The organism is Roseivirga sp. UBA838 (assembly GCF_002296035.1).
GTDB lineage: Bacteria > Bacteroidota > Bacteroidia > Cytophagales > Cyclobacteriaceae > Roseivirga > Roseivirga thermotolerans.
The window spans coordinates 1-21435 of record NZ_DBHC01000022.1 but is presented as its reverse complement, the minus strand read 5'-3'; the positions used below and the strand labels follow the sequence as shown (position 1 = coordinate 21435).

24 protein-coding genes are annotated in these 21435 nt (G+C 41.8%); 13 read left to right on the top strand and 11 right to left on the bottom strand.

The window, feature by feature from the left end; all coding sequences use genetic code 11:
* The first annotated feature begins 285 nt into the window (after positions 1-285).
* The 5 genes from B3O12_RS08475 to B3O12_RS08455 all read left to right on the top strand — a co-directional run bounded on the left by B3O12_RS08475 (position 286) and on the right by B3O12_RS08455 (position 3706).
* Positions 286-459 carry a hypothetical protein gene (locus B3O12_RS08475; protein ID WP_189631623.1) on the top strand — a complete coding sequence of 58 codons (174 nt, stop codon included), beginning with the start codon at positions 286-288 and terminating at the stop codon, positions 457-459.
* Position 460: 1 nt separating this feature from the next.
* Positions 461-1441, top strand: a complete 981-nt coding sequence (locus B3O12_RS08470; protein WP_286755977.1) for an MBL fold metallo-hydrolase — start codon at positions 461-463, stop codon at positions 1439-1441.
* Positions 1442-1869: 428 nt separating this feature from the next.
* Positions 1870-2100, top strand: a complete 231-nt coding sequence (locus tag B3O12_RS08465; protein ID WP_286755976.1) for a hypothetical protein — start codon at positions 1870-1872, stop codon at positions 2098-2100.
* 6 nt (positions 2101-2106) lie between these two features.
* On the top strand, positions 2107-3237 hold the full coding sequence (locus B3O12_RS08460; RefSeq protein WP_286755975.1) for a DUF4221 family protein: 1131 nt from the start codon (positions 2107-2109) through the stop codon (positions 3235-3237).
* Positions 3200-3706 carry a hypothetical protein gene (locus B3O12_RS08455; protein WP_286755974.1) on the top strand — a complete coding sequence of 169 codons (507 nt, stop codon included), beginning with the start codon at positions 3200-3202 and terminating at the stop codon, positions 3704-3706. The genes B3O12_RS08460 and B3O12_RS08455 overlap by 38 nt, the downstream gene beginning before the upstream one ends.
* A 59-nt stretch (positions 3707-3765) precedes the next feature.
* Here B3O12_RS08455 and tsf read toward each other — a convergent pair whose 3' ends face one another.
* From tsf to B3O12_RS08410, 9 genes are all read right to left on the bottom strand, one after another.
* On the bottom strand, positions 3766-4596 hold the full coding sequence (gene tsf, locus B3O12_RS08450; RefSeq protein ID WP_189631621.1) for a translation elongation factor Ts: 831 nt from the start codon (positions 4594-4596) through the stop codon (positions 3766-3768).
* A gap of 98 nt (positions 4597-4694) precedes the next feature.
* On the bottom strand, positions 4695-5453 hold the full coding sequence (gene rpsB / locus B3O12_RS08445; protein ID WP_189631620.1) for a 30S ribosomal protein S2: 759 nt from the start codon (positions 5451-5453) through the stop codon (positions 4695-4697).
* A gap of 24 nt (positions 5454-5477) precedes the next feature.
* A complete protein-coding gene (gene rpsI / locus B3O12_RS08440; RefSeq protein WP_189631619.1) occupies positions 5478-5864 on the bottom strand; it encodes a 30S ribosomal protein S9 in 387 nt (128 codons plus the stop codon).
* A gap of 10 nt (positions 5865-5874) precedes the next feature.
* The gene (rplM, locus tag B3O12_RS08435; RefSeq protein WP_286755972.1) at positions 5875-6318 is read right to left on the bottom strand and encodes a 50S ribosomal protein L13; all 444 of its coding nucleotides are present in this window, start codon (positions 6316-6318) and stop codon (positions 5875-5877) included.
* Between the two features lie 160 nt (positions 6319-6478).
* The gene (locus tag B3O12_RS08430) at positions 6479-7189 is read right to left on the bottom strand and encodes an RluA family pseudouridine synthase (protein WP_286746774.1); all 711 of its coding nucleotides are present in this window, start codon (positions 7187-7189) and stop codon (positions 6479-6481) included.
* Entirely contained in the window at positions 7189-8289 is a 1101-nt protein-coding gene (locus B3O12_RS08425) for a sensor histidine kinase (protein WP_189631616.1), read from the bottom strand. The genes B3O12_RS08430 and B3O12_RS08425 overlap by 1 nt, the downstream gene beginning before the upstream one ends.
* Positions 8290-8292: 3 nt before the next feature.
* A complete protein-coding gene (locus B3O12_RS08420) occupies positions 8293-8979 on the bottom strand; it encodes a response regulator transcription factor (RefSeq protein WP_189631615.1) in 687 nt (228 codons plus the stop codon).
* Positions 8980-9045: 66 nt separating this feature from the next.
* The gene (locus B3O12_RS08415) at positions 9046-9852 is read right to left on the bottom strand and encodes a DUF3108 domain-containing protein (protein ID WP_189631614.1); all 807 of its coding nucleotides are present in this window, start codon (positions 9850-9852) and stop codon (positions 9046-9048) included.
* A 45-nt stretch (positions 9853-9897) separates the two neighbouring features.
* On the bottom strand, positions 9898-10938 hold the full coding sequence (locus B3O12_RS08410; protein ID WP_189631613.1) for an aminopeptidase: 1041 nt from the start codon (positions 10936-10938) through the stop codon (positions 9898-9900).
* Positions 10939-11034: 96 nt separating this feature from the next.
* Between B3O12_RS08410 and recA the strand changes: the two genes are divergently transcribed.
* On the top strand, positions 11035-12051 hold the full coding sequence (gene recA / locus B3O12_RS08405; protein ID WP_189631612.1) for a recombinase RecA: 1017 nt from the start codon (positions 11035-11037) through the stop codon (positions 12049-12051).
* A gap of 120 nt (positions 12052-12171) precedes the next feature.
* Here the strand turns inward: recA and B3O12_RS08400 are convergent, their stop codons facing one another.
* On the bottom strand, positions 12172-13434 hold the full coding sequence (locus B3O12_RS08400) for an ABC transporter permease (RefSeq protein WP_286755971.1): 1263 nt from the start codon (positions 13432-13434) through the stop codon (positions 12172-12174).
* A gap of 253 nt (positions 13435-13687) precedes the next feature.
* On the opposite strand from B3O12_RS08400, the gene queA reads away from it, so the two are divergent.
* From queA to B3O12_RS08365, 7 genes are all read left to right on the top strand, one after another.
* On the top strand, positions 13688-14734 hold the full coding sequence (queA, locus tag B3O12_RS08395) for a tRNA preQ1(34) S-adenosylmethionine ribosyltransferase-isomerase QueA (protein WP_189631610.1): 1047 nt from the start codon (positions 13688-13690) through the stop codon (positions 14732-14734).
* Between the two features lie 76 nt (positions 14735-14810).
* Entirely contained in the window at positions 14811-15473 is a 663-nt protein-coding gene (locus B3O12_RS08390; RefSeq protein ID WP_286755970.1) for a 2-C-methyl-D-erythritol 4-phosphate cytidylyltransferase, read from the top strand.
* Positions 15474-15526: 53 nt separating this feature from the next.
* Positions 15527-16312 (top strand): 3-keto-disaccharide hydrolase, encoded by a 786-nt coding sequence (locus B3O12_RS08385; protein ID WP_286755969.1) that lies wholly within the window; start codon positions 15527-15529, stop codon positions 16310-16312.
* A 33-nt stretch (positions 16313-16345) separates the two neighbouring features.
* Complete coding sequence (locus B3O12_RS08380) at positions 16346-17581, top strand: nucleoside permease (RefSeq protein ID WP_286755968.1); 1236 nt, start codon at positions 16346-16348, stop codon at positions 17579-17581.
* Positions 17582-17600: 19 nt separating this feature from the next.
* The gene (locus tag B3O12_RS08375; protein ID WP_189631606.1) at positions 17601-18746 is read left to right on the top strand and encodes a Gfo/Idh/MocA family protein; all 1146 of its coding nucleotides are present in this window, start codon (positions 17601-17603) and stop codon (positions 18744-18746) included.
* A gap of 4 nt (positions 18747-18750) precedes the next feature.
* On the top strand, positions 18751-19800 hold the full coding sequence (locus B3O12_RS08370) for a sugar phosphate isomerase/epimerase family protein (RefSeq protein ID WP_286756030.1): 1050 nt from the start codon (positions 18751-18753) through the stop codon (positions 19798-19800).
* Between the two features lies 1 nt (position 19801).
* Positions 19802-20566, top strand: coding sequence for a 3-keto-disaccharide hydrolase (locus B3O12_RS08365; protein WP_286755967.1), 765 nt, complete (start codon positions 19802-19804; stop codon positions 20564-20566).
* A 77-nt stretch (positions 20567-20643) separates the two neighbouring features.
* Here the strand turns inward: B3O12_RS08365 and B3O12_RS08360 are convergent, their stop codons facing one another.
* Positions 20644-21054 carry a hypothetical protein gene (locus B3O12_RS08360; protein ID WP_286755966.1) on the bottom strand — a complete coding sequence of 137 codons (411 nt, stop codon included), beginning with the start codon at positions 21052-21054 and terminating at the stop codon, positions 20644-20646.
* Positions 21055-21435 lie beyond the last annotated feature (381 nt).

Sequence of the window (21435 nt, the reverse complement as noted above, 5' to 3'; positions counted from 1 at the left end):
ACATACGCAAAGGAAAATATCCGCAATCTCATTTAAGCTCTGTTAAGATACCGGATAAAAAAGGCCTTTTTTTGAGAGTTTAAGACCTGTTTTTTTGCATGACATTCTTTTCTTACATCAAACTCAAGTTAAACCACAGTCATCAACCACCAACCGTCCATCTCTGATTTGAGTCGACTATAAACTATGAATCTTAAAGGTTAAACCACGAACATTGAACTTCTCCTATTTGATTTAATGTTGAGAAACTTTAAATTCATTTTTGATCACCCAAATAACACCCCCATGGAAGAAACTAAAGAACAACTACAAAAGCAGATCGACCAACTGAACGCTCAACTCACTGGCGACATGTTTGCCGATATGGACATTAAAGACCAAATTCACAATCTAAAAATGAAATTGAACGGTGTGAAGCCTATGGATTCTAAAATAGATTGCGTAGGTTGTGGTAGTTAATATGAACGACACACCATCTTCAACCTTAACTTTAGAGCCTCTATGGGCTCTTTTTTTATTCGTTTTCCTAAGCTGTAGCAGCCCGGAAACCCAAGGTATTGACACCAATATTTCTTCTCAGGACGCCCCTTACCTAATGGTGCTCGGTGTGGCACAAGATGCGGGCTATCCGCAGGCCGGATCGAGGCAAGAATTTAAGCTGATTGAAGAAGGGCTAAGAGCAAAACAGTATGCTGTATCGCTTTGCCTGGTAGACCCACAGCATAACAAACGCTACCTTTTCGAAGCCACTCCTGATTTTCGGGAACAGTTAGAAATAGCCGATAAGGTTTCGAAGCCTACACAATATCCTTTCGATGGTATATTTTTAACTCATGCACATATTGGCCACTACACCGGGCTCATGCATTTGGGTAGAGAAGTAATGGGTACACGAACCATTCCGGTTTACGCCATGCCTAAAATGACTGCCTTTCTTCAAGAAAACGGGCCCTGGAGCCAATTGATTAGTTTAGAGAACATAGCTCTAAAACCCCTGTCAGACTCCACAACAATCTCGTTGAGCAACAGTATTTCTGTAATGCCTTTCACTGTTCCCCACAGAGATGAATACAGCGAAACTGTAGGCTATCAAATAAAAGTTAGTCGCAAGAGCCTTGTTTTTATTCCTGACATAGACAAATGGAACCGATGGGATGTAGACATTCGAGAAGTGGTTAAGGCCCACGATTATATACTTATTGATGCCAGCTTCTATAAAGATGGAGAACTTGAAGGTAGAGACATGAGCCTGATTCCTCACCCTTTTACCACTGAAAGCATGGAGCTTTTTAAGAACCTATCAGATGCTGATAAGGCTAAGGTGTACTTTATCCATGCCAACCATACCAACCCTATTCTTGATGTCAATAGCAGGGAGTATAAAGAGGTTGTACAGGCAGGTTTTCATGTAGCTAAGCAAGGGCAGATATTTCGGTTTTGATAGTTTAGCCGTCCGACCGCTTTGAGCGGTCGGACGGCTGCGCAGGCGGTGAACAAAGCTGAGACTAATGGCATGGCAATTCCGTCAACTTTATCTCAATAGCTAAGAAAATAAAACTTTTCATCACAGTTCCATTCTGGAGACACTGATGGTGATGAATCAGATACTTGAGGTAACCATATAAGAAATTTGAATTAATTTTATTTATTTTTTCACTTATCACTTGACTTTACCCTCTCCACTACTTTACTTTAGTCCTATCTTAAGAAAAGGAACTTCATCCGTTAGCTAAAAAAATTGAAGAACGAGCACACACAATACAACTCTCAGCCCCGTATACAACTGTCTTTGTATTTCTGCTCAACAAACAGGAGCATGCCGAAAATGCCTGACCCAAAGTGAGTAGGTTGTTTAAAAATTCAATTAAAATGAGAAAAGCGAAATCCTTATTAGCAGCAATTTTAATGTTATTCGGAACAGTAGGAATAACCCAAGGTCTGCAAGCACACTGTATTGCCTGTGATGGCACAGAACAGTTTGATGGAATGTGTTATGGTGACACAAACAGGCAATGTGTAGATGAAAAAAGTTGGTGGCAAAGCTGGGTTTGCAACAATGGGGTTAATAATACAGCTGACTGTCCCGTAATACAACAATGATCTAGAATGCGATTCACCTATTTACTACTGATCACTCTATTGTTGCTTTATTCATGCAATAACTCTGAGATCATAGAATACCAGAAAGGGAAGTCTACTAATAAAGTAGGCTTCTCTCATGAAACGTCCAAAACCTTTTCTATCGACAGTCTAACTGATTGGCACTTAATAGATATACAGTCCTTGAAACTGAAAGGCATAAGGCACATTGCAACTCTTGACATAATCAATAACGATATTTTGATTTTCAATTACGATGAAGGTCAATTGTACAAAAGAATCTCATTTAACGAAGATGGTCCCAATGCCTTAAAGGGCGAAATAAGTGGGTATCATATATTCCACCAAGATTCAATCTTAATAATAGATAAGACTAACAGTCTATATTTTTCCAATCTGGAAGGTGAAATAACTAAAGTATTGAATCTTGATCCTGACGGTATTCCTGGCGCTCCCTTAAATCGTCCAAACATAAATCCAATAGTAAAAATTGGGAAAGACTATCTTTTAGATAATTACTATATCATGAATGAGGGCAGAAAGATGAAAATCAAATTAACTCCAGATGATTCTATTGAATATTTTCAAGAGGTTCCTAATGAATCACTTAAAGGATTTTGGGGTATAGATAAATTCGTTTACACTGGATTCATTTATGAATCAGATGAAGAAAAATTCATTTACAACTTTCCAAATTTAGATTCTTTGTACATCTGGAATAAGTCTTTCAATTCACTTTCCAAGGTGAATGCTTCCTCAAAAAACATAATTGGCCCCATCAAACCTATTTTGAAATTTGGAGTAATGCCGAGTGAAAAAACAGTAAAAGAAGAACCTTTTAAAAGACATATTTACACCAGAATATTCAAGATAGGAAACAATTATGTAAGACTTATGGGTCTTCCTATATCACAGTTTGATATTGATCTGAGAGATCCTGTAAAAAGCAGAATAAGACAATATGTCGCAATTGTCTTCGATGAAAACTTCAATTGGCTCGGTGAGTTTGAACTACCGTTCAATAAATACTTGATTGATTCTGATGATATATTCGCAAATGATCTTGGCTTACACTTTCAAGTTAAAACAGGAAATGAAAATGAGACAAAATTTGAAATTTGGAATATTCAAAACTAAACCAAAACCTAAAATCATATCATTATTATTTTTGGGAAGTTTATCTTTTGCAATTTCCTGTAATGGCCCCTACAAAGAGTCCTTTGAAAAAGCAATTCAGGATATTTATAAACAAGACATTATCGACAAAACAATATTTGTCGTAATGGAACAAAGCGGATGCACAACATGCTTATATAAAGCTGATGAATTTTACTCTGAGTATGCTAATCAAGGTCATCAGGACTTAAAATTTATTTTTACAGGATATAGTTCTGAAAAACGCCTAAGACTAAAATATGATCTAAAGAATTCACAAAGTAACATTATACTCGATTCAACATCTATATTTTACAGAAACAACCTAAGACTAGAGTACCCTTCGATTCTTTATTTCGAAAATAATCGTTTAATAAAATATGAGATTGGTAGTCCCGATAATTTTAAGGCATATACTGAACTAGTAGATGCTCTAGCTAGTGATTTCTAAATAAAAAAGCGACCTCTTTCAAAGTCGCTTCTTTACTGATTTTATGCTTAAAGGATGAATTATCCGATCGCTACTCTTTTGAAAGCAGTTACTGTCATGCCTTTGTTCACAGAGTCTAAGTACTGCTGAACAGTTTGCTTAGGATCTTTCACAAAAGACTGGCTCAACAAAGTGTTCTCCTGGAAGAACTTGTTCAGTTTACCCATAGCAATTTTCTCGATGATGTTTTCCGGCTTGCCTTCCTGACGAGCTTGCTCTTTTCCAATCTCAATTTCTTTGTCAATAATCGACTGGTCAACACCGTCTTTGTTCAAAGCAACCGGGTTCATAGCGGCAATTTGCATACCCACATCCTTACCAGCATCACTTACATCGTTACCTCCTGTGCCAGAAAGTGCTACCAAAACACCTAATTTACCATTAGAGTGAATGTAAGAAGCCACTTGCTCACCAGTAATGGTTTCATAAGCCGAAACTTCCAGCTTCTCACCAATCTTACCAATGTACTCAGTCACTTTTTCCTGTACGGTCAACTCACCAAGGCTAAGAGCGTTAAGTGCAGCAATATCAGCAGGCTTATTGGCCATAGCAGCATCAGCGATCTCATTACCCAAAGACTGGAAATCATCGTTCTTAGCCACGAAATCGGTCTCACAAGTAAATGAAATTAAGATAGCTGAAGACTTATCTTCGCTTACTCTTACAAATACGCTACCTTCTTTGGTTTCTCTGTCGGCTCTCTTCTCAGAAAGCTTCTGACCTTTTTTACGAAGGATTTCAATGGCTTTGTCAAAATCGCCATCTGCTTCTACCAATGCCTTTTTGCAGTCCATCATTCCGGCACCGGTCATTTGTCTTAGTTTGTTAACATCTGTTGCTGTAATAGCCATTTTATGAATTTTTATGATTCTTATTTCGGTTAAAACAAAAATTGAACATCGAAGCGAATTCAATGTTCAATTTGTATCAAGATTTTATCACTAATGAATTAAGCTTCTTGAGAATCTGTTTCGATCTTCTCCTGCTCTGCCTTTTCTCTTTCTCTCTCCTCTTTGTCTTGCTTGCGAGCCGACAAACCTTCTTCGATAGCCTTACCAAATGCTTTGGTAATAATTTCTATAGACTTAAAGGCATCATCGTTACCAGGAATCGGGAAATCTACCGAGTTAGGGTTAGAGTTTGTATCGCAAAGCGCGAATACAGGTATACCCAACTTCTTGGCTTCAGAAACAGCAATATGCTCTCTCTTTACATCGATTACGAACAATGCAGCAGGCAATCGGGTAAGATCGGTAATACCACCTAACAACTTCTCCAGCTTAGCTTTCTCACGAGTTTTCATGAGACGCTCTTTCTTAGCCAGGGCTTTGTAGGCTTCGTCTTTCATCAACTTGTCTATACCGGCAAGTTTTTTCAAAGATTTTCTGATGGTGGCAAAGTTGGTAAGCATACCACCCAACCATCTCTCAGTAACGTAAGGCATGTTCAATCTCTTGGCTTCCTCAGAAACCAAAGCTCTGGCTTGTTTCTTAGTAGCCACGAACATTACTTTTCTTCCTGATCTTACGATGTTCTTAACAGCATTTGATGCTTCTTCGAGGCTGTCAAGGGTTTGGTTTAGATCGATGATATGGATTCCGTTCTTCTCCATGAAGATGTACGGAGCCATTCTCGGATCCCACTTTCTCGTTAAGTGTCCGAAATGAACACCAGCATCAAGTAAGTCTTTGTGAGTTAGATTAGACATTATATACTTTAAAGTTTGTTCAGATTAACGTTTCGAGAACTGGAACGATCTTCTCGCCTTTCTCTTACCGTACTTCTTACGCTCAACCATTCTAGGATCTCTGGTCAAGAATCCTTCGGTTTTCAAAGCAGGTCTGAATTCAGCATCGGCTTCGCACAAAGCTCTTGAAATGGCCAATCGGATGGCTTCCGCCTGACCCTTCAGTCCTCCACCATCAACGTTTACTTTGATGTCGAAGTTGGTATCTTGTTTTACTTTCACCAAAGGCTGCTTCACTACAATCTGCATTACATCAGACTGAAAATAGTTGTCGAGCGGTCTGCCATTGATGGTAATTTCACCTTTGCCCGGCTCCATGTAAAGTCTGGCAACTGATGTTTTTCTTCTTCCTATAGTATTGATTACTTCCATTGAAAGCTTCTTATAATTCTACAACTTTTGGTTTCTGTGCCTCATGCGGATGCTCAACGCCTTCATATACATGCAGATTATGGAAAATGCTTCTTCCCAATCTGTTCTTTGGCAACATACCTCTTACGGCTCTTTCTACAAGAAGTGTTGAAGACTTAGCCTTCAATTCTCTTGGAGTAGTTTTTTTCTGACCTCCAGGATAACCAGTGTAAGTCAGATATACTCTGTCTGTCCACTTTTTACCTGTTAGTCTTACTTTATCGGCATTAATAACAATGACATTGTCACCACAATCTACATGTGGAGAGTAGCTGGGCTTGTTCTTACCTCTAATTATCTTGGCTACTTCGCTGGCCAATCTTCCCAATGTTTTAGACTCGGCATCGACCAACACCCACTGCTTGTCTACTGTCGCTTTATTTGCCGAAACCGTCTTATAACTTAGTGTATCCACTTCAGTATAATTTATTGACTTTAAATACTTTATTCAGACCTTCCCGTAAAAAGGGACACAAAGATAGAAGTTTGGTTTTTCAAATCCAACATAGCCCCACAAATTAATTGACTCTTAGTGAGTAAGCTCCTCCAATACAAACCCAAGGTGACTGACAGCACTAAAGCCTGTTGGCGACTAGTTGCTTTAGTAGTACCTTCAAATCTTTAGGGTAAGGCGCCTCTACAGCTATTTTGTTTCCATCCATTCCTTTAAACGTGAGTGAATGCGCGTGCAGGGCAAAGCGCTTAATGAGGGGTTGCTCCTCCTCGTCTCGGCTCAGCTTGTACTTTCGTTTTATTTGCGACAGGTATAGGGGGCTTCCTCCATAGAGTTCATCACCAATAAGTGGCGCGTCTTTTTTACTTAGATGGATTCTTATCTGGTGCATTCTTCCTGTTTCCGGAAGACACTCAATGAGGCTATGCTTCTTATATATATCTAAGGTATTGAAAACGGTGGTGGCAGGCTTGCCTTTAAAGTCTATTACCACACTCCCTTTATTGAGCGAAAGTATGGGCAGTTGTACTTTCTCATGGTTAAATTCATGTATGCCATTTACAAAAGCATGATACACCTTACCCACCGTTCTTTTCTCGAATTGAATACTAGCGTGCCGGTAGGCTTCTTTGGTTTTGGCTAGCAAAAGACAGCCGGAGGTTTCTTTATCTAATCGATGACAAGCCGAAAGCGACTCATCGTAACCCTTGGCCAGAGCCTGAAGGTTTAACTCACTGTTTCGATCGTCTAGCGAAGCCATAAATGGAGGCTTATTGACCACCAAAAAGTCATCGTTTTCGAATAAGATTAGCGACTTAAAATTGACTTTCATTAATTCTCCTCCTCCAATTCCTCAAACTCTTCGGTGTCTACAGTGCCGTCTTCCAGCCCATCTGCTCCCTGGCCTATGGGTAGTTTAAAGCTAAATGTAGAGCCTTTGCCAACGGTACTTATCACACTCACTTTGGTATTGTGTGCTTCAAGAATATGCTTAACAATAGCTAAACCTAAGCCTGTACCTCCCATTTCCTTAGACCTGGACTTTTCTACTCTAAAGAAGCGTTCGAAAATCCGACTTAAATGCTCCGGAGGTATCCCTACTCCGGTATCCTTAACGTACACCTGTACTTTTTGTCCTTCTACCTCAAAGCCCACCAAAATCTCGCCCGACTCTGTGTACTTAATCGCATTAGACACCAGATTGGTGATTACCCGGTAAATGCGGTCTGCATCGGCATGGACAAAAATCGGACTATTGTAGGGCTGGTCGAAGCGAATGGTGAGATCCTTTCGCTCTGCTTTATTTTCTAGCTGATCGATGACCTCTGAAGCTAATGGCACAATATTAAAGTGCTCAAAGTGCATTTTAATTTCTCCGGTCTCTATCTGTGAGAGAGTTAAAAGATCCTGGATGAGTTTATCGAGGTTATCGAGACTTTTGGCGGCTCTCTTGAGAAATTTGCGTCTTACTTTTTTATCGTCAATGGCGCCATCGAGCAGCGTATGCACAAAACCCTGTGCCGCAAACACTGGGGTTTTGAGTTCGTGACTCACATCGGCCAGAAACTCCCGCCTGAAGGCCTCTAGTCTTTTCAGGTCTTCTATTTCTTTGTGCTTGTTTACCCCGTATTTGTAAATCTCTCTGTTAATACGCTTTAGAGGGTGGTTGGAATTGGTGCTTTCAAAGTCTTCTATAAAGGAGAAGTCTTTTTTGCGCATTCTATTGAGCACATTGTATATTTCGCTTATCTCGCGTATTACCAGAAATTCGAATGTTACATAAACCAGCAGGTACGTGGAAGCAAAAGACAGCAGCCCTGCTACCAGCATAATGGTTTCGTTAATTTCCGGCAACAAGGATAAGAAGGCTACAGTGACTATGGCCACCATAATGGCCAGTACCAACGCCACTACCCTTGACTTGAAATACATGGCTTAATTGACTTCGAACTTATAGCCAACTCCTTTGACGGTTGAGATGTAGCCATCTCCAATCTTTTCGCGCACTTTTCTAATGTGTACATCTACCGTTCTGGCCAATACATACACATCTGTTCCCCAAATGTTCTGTAGCAGTTCGTCTCTGCTATACACCTTGTTGGGGTTTTGCGCAAGAAAATAAAGCAGTTCAAACTCTTTTTTAGGCAGGGTAAACTGGTTGCCATCGGCTGTAACGGTGTAGCTAGACCGATCGATAGTTAATTTTCCGGCCACAACCTGAGGCTTTGACTTGTTCTTACTGTCCTTTCTAAACAATGCGCTAATGCGGCTCATCAGTGCCCGCGGCTTTATGGGCTTGGTAATGTAATCATCGGCCCCGGCCTCAAACGCTGCCACCTCAGAATACTCCTCTGCTCTGGCCGTGAGGAAAATGATGTGCGTATCGGACATTTCCGGAATTTCCCTGATTTGCCGACAGGTTTCAACGCCATCTTGCTGAGGCATCATTATGTCTAACAAAATAAGTTCAGGAGAAAATCTTTTGGCTAGTGAAACCCCTTTTATACCGTCTTCGGCAGTTTCAACATCGTAGCCTTCTTTTTTGAGGTTGTATTTGAGAAGCTCCAGAATATCCGGGTCGTCATCTACCACCAAAACTTTGGGGCTTTGCTTGTTTGCCATGGGTTGTTTTTTGATTGTTCAAAGATATACTTTTTACAAGCTTTTAATCAAGTTGAATCTGATTGTTTACTCGACAATGGCCAGAGGGTGTTTGAGGTTTTCAATATTAAGAAGCTCCACACTCAAGTAGCCCACATAAATTTTGGCCTGAAACTTTAAAGGAATCTTATTCAAATCATCTGAAAGCCAGACCTTAAGCGTATTATCTTCTACGAAAAGGCTATCTTTTTTCATCATTGGCACCAACACAATTGCTTTAATATTACCATACTTGGTGTCGATTACTTCTCTGCCCACAAACTTCACTTTAAATGGTTTCTCCTTGTCGTCAAAGAAAGTATTAATGGTGATCACTTCTCCTTCCTTAATCTTGGAAAAATCTATAGCCCTGAGATAGTAATACCCACTCACCATATCCTGCACATTATGGGGAATGTTGTGCTCAAAGGTTTTTTCCAACCTTCGGGTTTCTTTGTGCAGTTTGGCAACTGTTACTTTATCATTTTTATGGTCGAAATAAAGGATCTCATTTTTTCTGAATCGCCCTTCTTTTATGTACCGGTAGAACTGTTGAGGCACAAGCTGAGTGGTATCGTAATATGTTCCCCAATTATCTCTCACCGAAGAGAAGAAATCAAAAACGCCTACCGTTTTAGCATTGATATCGATTTTCCAGGTGGGCTTATTATTTATGGTATAAATAACATCACTAACCGAGAAAGTGGCTTCAGCAGCTCTAATAAACCCAACAGAGGCTTTGAGCTCTATTTTTTCTCCGGGCTGAAATGGCGTCTCTTTAGAAAGCTGGTATCCCTGACCATAAGCAGAGGTCAATAGAAAAAACAAGCAACCAATTATGTAAGTCTTCTTCATTACTGAATTTTACCCTCTACTTGTCAAATGCCATACCATTTTTTGCTACAACGAAGGAAAGCGTTTTTTCAGATAAGTCAAATAGGCCAGTAAATCTCCGTTAAATTCTTGTTGCAATTGCTGTTCTAAAAGCTCTTGCTGGCTATTGTATCTCAACATAGACATAAAAAATGTGTTTTTCGGCACAAAGTCATTGAAGTAGCCCGCATAACGATCTGATTGGAAAGTGAGCGTGTCATAATTACCCCTGATTTTGGTTAAAGCCTCTCTTTTGAGCTGTTCTTTAGTCTCGATAGGTTCATTTTTTATAGCCCTGTAAACCGAGTCCAGGTGTTGGGCAGCACGAAGCATGTAGTCTTTAAAAATCAGTTCATCATTCAAACTTTGTTTGAACTCTTCTACCTGCCGGGCATTTTTGCCATACTTCTGTTCCAGAAAAAGTATAGCTCCTTTATCGCCTATGAAAGAAGCCAGGTTTTCGTTGAAGGTAACGGAATCTTTAACGAACAAGGTGCCATGGGTAAGCTCATGAATTATAAGACTGGCCAGGTCTCCTTCGGAGCGCCTGAGCATATTGGATAACACGGGGTCTTTGAACCAGCCTAAAGTAGACCAGCCTCCGGCTGTTCGAATATCGACTTCCAGGTTTTCATTTTCTTTGATCTTTGTGGCTTCGGCCCTGGCTTTTTCCAAATCAAAAAACCCTTTATATGGCACACTACCCACCACCGGGAAATGCCACATCCGCGGCTTAAAAAAGTACGGATCGCAGGCGGTTACTACATACATAGATGGCTTTCCCTGCTGATCGTATATAGTGGAGTAATTCTCTGAATAATTGATACCCAGTTGCTCAAAGGCAAAAGCTTTGGCCTCCAAAATTATTTGCACCTTTTCCCGCTCAGCATCGGTAGTGGTTGGCAAAGCCATAAACTCTTCCAACGGTATGGCCTGTTGAATGACACGCAACTGACCTTTTAATTGAAGCCATCCATAGCCAATCAGCTGCCAGTATAATATGGCTAAAACCACCAGAGCCGCTATAAGACTCAGGCCTATCCACTTCAATATTTTTTTGACCTTCATGGGCTTGCGAAATTACAAAGATTATATGGTTGTGTATTGCGGGCTTTACTGCTATCTTCACAGACTATTCCTAAAAGACATACCCCAGTAATTAACATGAGTGATAAATCGGAAAAACTAAAAGCACTGCAGCTCACCATAGACAAACTAGAAAAGACCTATGGCAAGGGAGCAGTAATGAAATTAAGTGATGATAAAGTAGTGGACCTACCTTCTATACCAACAGGCTCTTTAGGGCTCGATATTGCCTTGGGCATTGGAGGTATTCCAAGAGGCCGGATTATTGAGATTTACGGCCCCGAATCTTCCGGAAAAACGACACTCACCATGCACTGTATTGCCGAAGCACAGAAGAAAGGTGGTTTGGCTGCCTTTATCGATGCTGAGCATGCTTTTGACAAAACCTATGCTGAAAAACTGGGCATTGATACCGAAAACCTACTGATAGCCCAGCCCGACAATGGCGAACAGGCCTTAGAAATTGCCGAGCACCTGATTCGCTCCGGAGCCATAGACATTATTGTTATTGACTCAGTGGCTGCTCTGGTACCTAAAGGTGAGCTGGAAGGAGAAATGGGCGACAGCAAAATGGGGCTTCAGGCACGCCTGATGTCTCAAGCCCTGAGAAAGCTTACTGGAACAATTAACAAAACAGGGTGCGCCTGCATTTTCATTAACCAATTAAGAGAGAAAATTGGGGTAATGTTTGGTAACCCTGAAACCACTACCGGAGGTAACGCACTCAAGTTTTATTCTTCAGTAAGACTAGATATTCGAAGAATAGGCCAGATTAAAGAAAGTGCTGACAATGTAATGGGCAACCGAACCCGGGTAAAAGTGGTAAAAAACAAAGTTGCACCTCCTTTTAAAGTGGTTGAGTTCGATATTATGTATGGTCAGGGCATTTCCAAATCGGGAGAAATCCTGGACATTGGTGTAGAACTGGGCATTATAAAAAAATCGGGAAGTTGGTTCTCTTATGAGAATGAAAAACTGGGTCAGGGACGCGACTCTGTGAAATCGCTGATTGAAGACAACCCGGAACTAGCCGAAGAGTTAGAAGGTAAAATAAAGGCCCACATTAATGGCGAAGTGGCTGTAGAAAAGGAGTAACCACCTCCGAGTTTTTACCAAAAGAATTAGAGGTTGCCTTAGAGCTTTCTGTACCGTAAAATCTACAGGTACAAATGAAAGACTTTAAAGCAACCTCTACTGTTTTAAACCAATTTTGGTTTAAGCAGCCCTCATGGCATCCACCGGATCGAGTCTGGCAGCCTTGGCCGAAGGAATTATTCCCGAAGCTACACCTATAATAGATGATACAACCACACCCAGCAGAATGTTTTTGGCACTCAGAGTAACTTCAAGTGTTCCAAACGGAATGAATGTAAGTAAGAATACTATTAATACCCCAACAGCCCCACCAAGCAAACACAAGAACACCGATTCGAACAGGAACTGGAAAAGTATAAAGTAGTTTTTAGCCCCCAATGATTTCTGAATACCTATTAGTTTGGTGCGCTCTTGCACAGATACGAACATAATGTTCATAATGCCAAAGCCACCTACGAGAATAGCAAAACCACCAATAACCCATCCGGCCATTCCCAAAACGTCAAAAATTCCACCAAGAGCTTCTGCAATGGCTTCCGGTCTGTTGAGGGCAAAATTCGACTCTTCCTTAGGACGCAAACCTCTCGCCTTTCTCAATAAACCCTCCATCTCATTCTGAAGCTCCACCAAACCAATATCATCTTCAAGACCCTTGACTGCTACAGAAGGGTTTATCCCAAAAATTCTCCCGATGTAGTACATTTTAGTAAACATCTTGTAGGGTATATAAATTCGATCATCATTGCTTGGAGTGCCAATAAAGCTTTCACCTTCTCTCTGCATAATCCCAATTACACGTACCTTATAACCCCTCACTTTGATATCTTTCCCTATTGGGTTTTCATTGGGAAATAAAGTTTGTGCCACTTCATTGCCAATAATCGCCACAGATCGACCTCCTTCAATCTCTTGCTGAGTAAAATATCGACCCTGCGCAATCTCTACCTCGTAAACATCTTTGTACTGATAAGTAATACCCCACACGTCTGTTCCACCCAAGCTTGAACTCTTGTATCTGACCGTAGTAGATGCAGACCCAACAATTGTAATGGCAGTAGCATTCTTTAGGTTAGCTTGCAAAAACTCGAATTCAGAATAGCTATTGTTTGGCCTTCGAAAGTATTTCCACCATGGATAGTTAGGGTCAGGTCCCGTGCCATAAGGAAACTTATCTACCGTAACCACATTAGAACCTAAAAAATCGAGGCTATCCTTAATGTTCTTTTCCAGGGAGTCCACCATAGTAAACACAGAGATAATGAGCATTATCCCAATAGTTACACCCAATAGCGAAAGTGTAGTTCTAAGCAGATTGGTGGTTAAGACCTGAAGGGCAAAGCGAATACTTTCACCCATTAACTTCAAAAATATACCGATGCGCATTGGCCTGAAATTGGTTTTTGTGGTTACTTATGCAACGTAAAGAATTTGAAAAAGTAAACACGCTCAAACCATTAATGGTTAAAAAAAGGAAAAGAGCCAGCGAATGGAAGTTATCACGGTTAAGTGGGAGGCGCATGAAAATTAATTTCTATGCCATATATTCGCATTAACAGGGCTTACCTTATGAAGCTCAATCATTTATTTTTATCTTTGCCAGCTATTTCAAAAGACAGGAGAATTGAGTATCGAGAAAATGAAATTATCGGCATTCAAGTTTGAGTTACCTCAAGACCGAATTGCCAAATACCCAGCAGAAAACAGAGACGAATCCAGGTTAATGGTGTTGCACCGCGACACAGGAGAAATTGAACACAAGGTTTTTAAAGACATTGTGGAGTATTTCGATGAAGGTGACGTTATGGTGAACAATGACACCAAGGTTTTCCCTGCTAGGCTTTATGGCCAAAAAGAGAAAACCGGTGCTCAAATTGAAGTTTTCCTCTTGAGGGAGCTCAATCAGGAAATGCACCTTTGGGATGTATTGGTTGACCCGGCCAGAAAAATCAGAGTAGGCAACAAGCTCTATTTTGGTGAAGGAGAACTAGTGGCAGAAGTTATAGACAATACCACCTCCCGAGGAAGAACTATCCGTTTCCTGTTTGACGGTAGTGATGAGGAGTTCTACAAAACCATAGACACCTTGGGTGAAACTCCGTTGCCCCGCGTTATTCCCAGAGAAACAGAACCGGAAGACAGAGAACGCTTTCAGACCATTTATGCTAAGCATGTGGGTGCTGTGGCAGCTCCTGTAGCCGGCTTGCACTTTACCATGCAGGTATTAAAAAGACTGGAAATTAAAGGAATTGACGTAACCCCTATTACGCTGCACATTGGTTTAGGAACTTTCCGTCCCGTTGATGTGGAAGACCTCACAAAGCATAAAATGGACTCTGAGAATTACACTATAGGAGAAAAAACAGCCAATTTGGTGAACAGAGCTCTGGACGAAAAGAAAAGGGTTTGCTCCATTGGAACCACTTCCATGAGAGCATTGGAATCGTCCGTTTCAGCCGGAGGAAGACTTAAGCCTAACTCGGCCTGGACGGATAAATTCATCTTCCCTCCTTACGAGTTTAAAATTTGCAATGCACTGGTAACGAACTTCCACCTGCCCGAATCTACCCTGCTTATGCAGGCAGCAGCTTTTGGTGGCTACGAAAATATCATGAACGCCTATCAGGTGGCTATTAAAGAAAAATACAGGTTCTTTAGCTATGGCGATGCTATGCTGATTATTTAATCATCAAGACCTTATAATATTAAGCCTTCTCTTCCCAATAGCCGGAGGAGAAGGCTTTTTTCTTTATAATTGCTCTATGCAAAAGTTTGCAGTAATAGTCGCAGGCGGTAGTGGAAAAAGGATGGGGGCAGAACTCCCCAAACAATTTATAGCACTTCAGGGGCTACCCATACTCATGCACACCCTTAAAGCTTTTCATTTCGATGATATTAAAATACTGTTAGTTCTCCCCGACCATCAGACAGACCATTGGAATCAGCTGGTTGCCACCCACAGGTTTGACGTTCCTCATCAACTGGTAAAAGGTGGTAAAGAAAGATTCCACTCTGTACAAAATGGGTTAAACACCATTGCAGAAAGTGACGGTCTTGTGGCCATCCATGACGGTGTGAGGCCTTTAGTTGACCGGAACATTATAAGGAAAAGCTATGAAATTGCTTATACCAAAGGCTCTGCTGTAGCCTCTATACCGCTGAAAGACTCCATTCGAAGTGTTGATCATTCCGGCAACCAACAAGAAGATCGAAACCAATTCAGGCTTATTCAAACTCCGCAAACCTTTCAGCTACGGCTAATCAAAAAAGCATTTGAGCAGCCATACAACACATCATTTACAGACGATGCTTCCGTATTGGAAGCAGCAGGCCATGCCATTCATTTAATAGAGGGGAACTACAAAAACATTAAAATCACCACTCCGGAAGATTTACTTATAGCCCAATCGTTCCTCAACGTATAAAGTTGGCTTGATAAGAAGCAGATTTTAGCTAACTTATTGCCTTCAAATTGGACATGAAACGCGCTAAATCTACCTCAATACTCTGGGTGGCCCTAACCTTTATCACCCTAAACTGTACCTCAACAAAAGAGAATGAATGGGTTAACCTATTCAATGGCAAGGACTTGGAAGGGTGGATACCTAAAATTACCGGCTACCCGACCGGTGAAAACTACGGAGAAACCTTTCGGGTAGAAGATGGCCTACTGACCGTTTCATATGAAAACTACTACCGCTTCGATAATCGTTTTGGTCATCTCTTTTATGAAAAACCTTTTTCTAACTACCTGCTCAGGGTAGAGTATCGCTTTGTTGGTGAACAAGTGGAAGGTGGAGCCGCATGGGCATTGCGTAACAGTGGAGTGATGCTTCACTCACAAGACCCTTACACCATGCAAGAACAGCAAGACTTTCCCATCTCACTAGAAGCCCAGTTTTTGGGCGGATTAGGTGAGGGACCAAGGCCTACAGGAAACCTGTGTACTCCGGGAACACATGTAGAAATGAACGGACAATTAATTGAAAATCATTGCATAAACGCCAATGCTCCAACCTTCGATGGCGACCAATGGGTAACCATGGATATTTTGGTGAGGGAAGACAAAGAAATTGCCCATATTATAAATGGAGACACCATTATACGCTACCAAAACCCAACCATTGGGGGCACTATGGTAGCCAATTTTTTACTGGAAGCAAAACCGGATGGACAACCACTTAAAAGTGGTTACATAGCTCTACAAAGCGAAAGTCACCCCATTCAATTCAGAAAGGTGATGATTAAAGAACTTGAAAATTAATCCGACTAAAAACAATACGCTAAACCTACAACTATGAATCAGACAGGAATCACTATACGACTGAGCGTCATGATGTTCCTCCAATTTTTTATTTGGGGAGGGTGGTTTGTAACCCTAGGGACTTTTTTAGGCAATAACATTAATGCCACTGATGGCCAAATCGCTCAAGCCTTCTCAACTCAATCTTGGGGAGCTATTATCGCTCCATTTATTATTGGTCTTATTGCCGATCGATATTTCAATGCTGAGCGGATTCTTGGAGTTTTACACCTCATTGGGGCATTCCTGATGTATCAGATGGCTGAAACCAATGACTTTACCACATTCTATCCCTATGTATTGGGCTACATGATTTTATATATGCCCACTCTGGCTCTTGTAAATTCTGTGGCATTCAGAACTATGCAAGACCCCTCTAAACAGTTTTCGAAAATCAGAGTATTCGGCACTATTGGATGGATTGTAGCCGGCTTGGTAATTAGTTATGTATTCTCATGGGATTCTGAAGCCTCAATCTCAGAAGGGTTATTAAAGAACACCTTTTATATGACAGCCATAGCCTCTGGAGCACTTGGGCTATTCAGTTTCACTCTTCCTAAAACACCTCCAGTAGTAGATAAATCTAAAAAGGCCTCTATTAGTGAAATACTCGGACTAGACGCCCTAAAGCTCATTAACAATAGAAATTTTGCGGTTTTCTTCTTTTCATCAATTCTAATTTGCATTCCGCTGGCTTTCTACTATCAAAATGCCAACCCCTTCCTTACTGAGATAGGAGTTGCCAATGCCACCGGGAAAATGACTCTCGGACAAATCTCTGAAGTAGTATTTATGTTACTTCTACCGGTATTTCTTACCCGGTATGGTATTAAGAAAACTCTATTGTTCGGTATGCTGGCCTGGGCTCTACGCTACGTACTTTTTGCCTATGGCAATGCCGACAGTGGCGTATGGATGCTCCTGTTGGGAATAGCCCTTCATGGTATATGTTATGACTTTTTCTTTGTGTCGGGTCAAATCTATACCGATTCCAAGGCTGGCGACAAGTACAAGAGTTCTGCCCAGGGTCTTATTACCCTGGCCACCTACGGTGTAGGTATGCTCATCGGTTTCTGGGCAGCCGGTCAAATTTCCGAGTATTACACCACGGCAACAGGCGACCATACTTGGGAAAGCATCTGGATTCTTCCGGCAGCCTTCTCAGCCCTGGTATTCATTTTATTCGCCCTGGTATTTAAAAACGAAACTATAGAGTATAAAAAAGCATAAACTGAAACGCGATTAATACATGTCAAAACACAGAAAAATAAGATTGGGTATGATTGGTGGAGGACTTAACTCCTTCATCGGTATTGTGCACAGAATAGCAGCCTATATGGGCGAAGAGTACACACTCATTGGTGGAGCATTTGACTCCAATTATGAGAGTGCTCTCGAATTTGCCAATAAGCTGGAGCTAGACCCTGCACGTACCTATCCCAACATCGATACTTTCATAGAAAAAGAGCTGGCCTTGCCGGAAAACGAACGCATTGAAGCCGTGGTAGTGGTTACCCCAAACTTCCTGCACTATCCCATGGCCAAGCAGCTCATTCAAGCAGGCTTTCACGTAATTTGTGAAAAACCTGTTACCAACACTGCGGCAGAAGCCATTGAGTTAGAAGAACTGGTTCACAAACACAAAGTTGTGTTTACCCTGACTCACACCTACACCGGCTACCCTATGGTGCGACAAATGAAAACCATGATAGCCCAAGGAGCGCTGGGAAAAATTCAGAAGGTAGATGCCCAGTACTATCAGGGATGGATTAACCCTGTTATACACGACAAGGACAAACGAGCCACCGTGTGGAGACTAGATCCTGCTAAAGCAGGGCAAAGCTGTTGTATGGGCGACATTGGAGTACACGCTTTCAATATGATTGAGTATACCACAGGTCTAAAAACCCTGAAGGTTCTTGCCGATGTAGACACTCTTTATGAAGATAATCCGCTAGACATTGATGGAACGGCCATGTGTAAATTCGACAATGGAGCAAAAGGTCTGGTACGGGCCAGCCAAATTGCCACTGCCGAAGAAAACAATTTGCGCATAGCCGTTTATGGCACCAAAGCCTCGCTAAAATGGGAGCAGGAAAACCCCAACTATCTCTATTTTCTACAAGAAGGGCAACCCCTACAGGTGCTTAAACCCGGTCACGAATACAACGGAGATCTGGCCAAAATAAGCACCAAAATGGCTCCCGGTCACCCGGAAGGCATATTCGATTCCATGGCCAACATCTACCTCGGTACAGCTCGCGCCATACGGGGCGAAGCATATCTGGAAGGCGCCTTCCCAACCATTAGAGATGGAGTAAGAGGAATGAAGTTTATTGAAGCCGTTCTGGCCTCGGCCGGAAATGGCAATGTTTGGACTGAAATTGTAGATTGAGATGATGAAAACGATTAAAGGACCAGCCATTTTTTTGGCGCAATTTGCAGACGACAAGCCCCCCTTCAACAACCTCTCGAACATTGCCCAGTGGGCTGCTGAGTTAGGGTACAAGGCTGTGCAAATACCCACTTGGGATACCCGCCTTATAGACTTAGACAAGGCTACAGAAAGCAAAACCTACTGTGACGAACTCAAAGGCACTCTGGCCGAACATGGCTTGGAGGTCAGTGAGCTTTCTACCCACCTTCAAGGGCAACTGGTGGCCGTTCATCCGGCCTATGAGGAGCTTTTTAAAGGGTTCGCTCCTAAAGGAATGAACGCCAAACAAAGAAACATCTGGGCCATAGACCAAGTAAAAAAAGCTGCGCAAGCGAGCCAAAACCTGGGCCTCAACGTACATGCTACCTTCTCCGGTGCATTGGTTTGGCCTTATTTCTACAACTGGCCTCAGCGACCGGCCGGACTGATCGAAAAAGGGTTTAAAGAACTCGCTAACCGGTGGTTACCCATTCTCAACCACTTCGATGAGCATGGAGTAGATCTTTGCTATGAAGTGCATGCAGGAGAAGACCTACACGATGGAACCTCTTTCGAAATGTTCTACGAAGCTACCGGAAAACACAAACGAGTAAAGCTTCTCTATGACCCATCACACTTTATTCTACAACAACTCGATTACCTGGCCTATATAGACCACTACCACGAGTTCTTTGGTATGTTCCATGTTAAAGATGCCGAGTACAACCCTACCGGAAAATCTGGTGTATATGGAGGCTATCAGGACTGGAGAGAGCGACCGGGCCGATTCCGTTCTATTGGTGATGGACAGGTCGATTTTCAAGCCATTTTCTCCAAAATGACTCAATATGGATACGATGGTTGGGCTGTTCTGGAATGGGAGTGCTGCATAAAATCTCCTGAGCAAGGAGCCCGTGAGGGAGCCGAGTACATTAACCAATTTATTATTGAAGCTACGCAAAAGAACTTCGATGACTTTGCCGATGCGGGAATTAGCGATGAGGAATTCAGAAAACTTTTAGGAATTGATTGATATGAAAAACACAAAAGCAGGATATACCATTTTTCAAAAGGCCGGTTTGTTGGCCGCTACGCTCCTTTTAACGGGAGTCAGCCTTTCGGCACAAATTACCGACCCAAAAGCCACAGAGGTGTGGGAGCCTGTACCCCGAAAAGTAACCCCGGGTAAAAACGGAGCTGCTCCGTCTGATGCCGTTGTGCTTTTTGACGGCACCAACTTAAATGAGTGGAAAAGCCGCAAAGATGGTTCGGCAGCAGCCTGGAAGGTGACCAACGGATATATGGAAGTAGTTCGTGGCACCGGTGATATTATGACTCACAAAAAGTTTGGAGACATACAGCTGCATATTGAGTGGAGTGCGCCCACAAAAATTGTGGGAGAAGGCCAGGGAAGAGGAAATTCGGGCGTTTTCCTTCAAGAAAGGTACGAAATTCAAATTCTTGATAGCTACGAGTCCAGAACATACTCCAACGGACAAGCCGCTTCTATTTACAAGCAGTCTATTCCTTTAGTGAATGCCACAGTTGCCCCGGGCGAATGGAATGTATATGACATCATATATAAAGCTCCACGATTCAATGAAGATGGTATTAAAGTAGCCGATGGCACAATTACAGTAATTCATAATGGTATTGTGGTGCAGAACAATGTGGCCTTAAGAGGAACTACCGAATACATAGGCCTACCTAAAAACCCTGCCCACGGCAATGGGTCTATCATTCTGCAAGATCATGGTAATCCTGTGAGGTTTAGAAACATTTGGGTGAGGGAACTGTAGACCGATGAATTCTTAAACCCGGATTATACATTTACCCCCAAACGCTGCAATGTTTGGGGGTATTTTTTTGGCTGAAACTAGGCTTTGGCCGCTTCCATTTTGGCAAATACCTCATTCATTTGGGCTTCTTGTTCCGATGCACTCTGACGGTCTCCCTTCAAGGTTTCATCGAATACCGTACAGCTGAAAATCCCCTTCTTACCGGAAGCTTTCACATGAAAACTGAGCGATTCGTTAGAAACAGTCCACTTCGAAATCTCCACGGTAACATCGACACCCGCAGCCGATTTCTTAATAGTTTGGTTTCCGGAAAGATCCAGACTAACACTTCCGCTACCCAGATTGGTTTCTATGGTAGCAAGAGCAGGAAAGGTAGTACTCCCATTGTCGTATACTGAAAACTCAATGGTTCCCTTCACAAAGCCTACAAAACATTTGAATGACACCCTTTTGTAAATAATTCTGGGTAATCCTGATGATAATGACATAATCGTATGTGTTTAATTTTGCCTACTCGATAAGGTTTTCGGCATCCCCTATTTTTAATCAATGTAGTCCATATCATAAAGGTGATTTTGAGAATGTGCGCGAATTAACCTTCCAATAGCGCAAACCACTGTCTTTTATACGCAAACTATATAATCCGCTAAAAAACAGAAGGTTACAACTCATTCCCCTACAATTAGCTCAACTAAAAACTCATCTTACCACAATCTCGTAGTGCAGAGCATGAGATAAAAAGGTATCATTGAGCCAGCTATAAGCAGAAAACCCCTTCTCTAACCATGGATTATCGAAGGGGTTTTAACCAGTTGAGTCAATTGTCTATTTCTCTACAGTAATGATGTATTCACCGGCCAGTCCTGCGC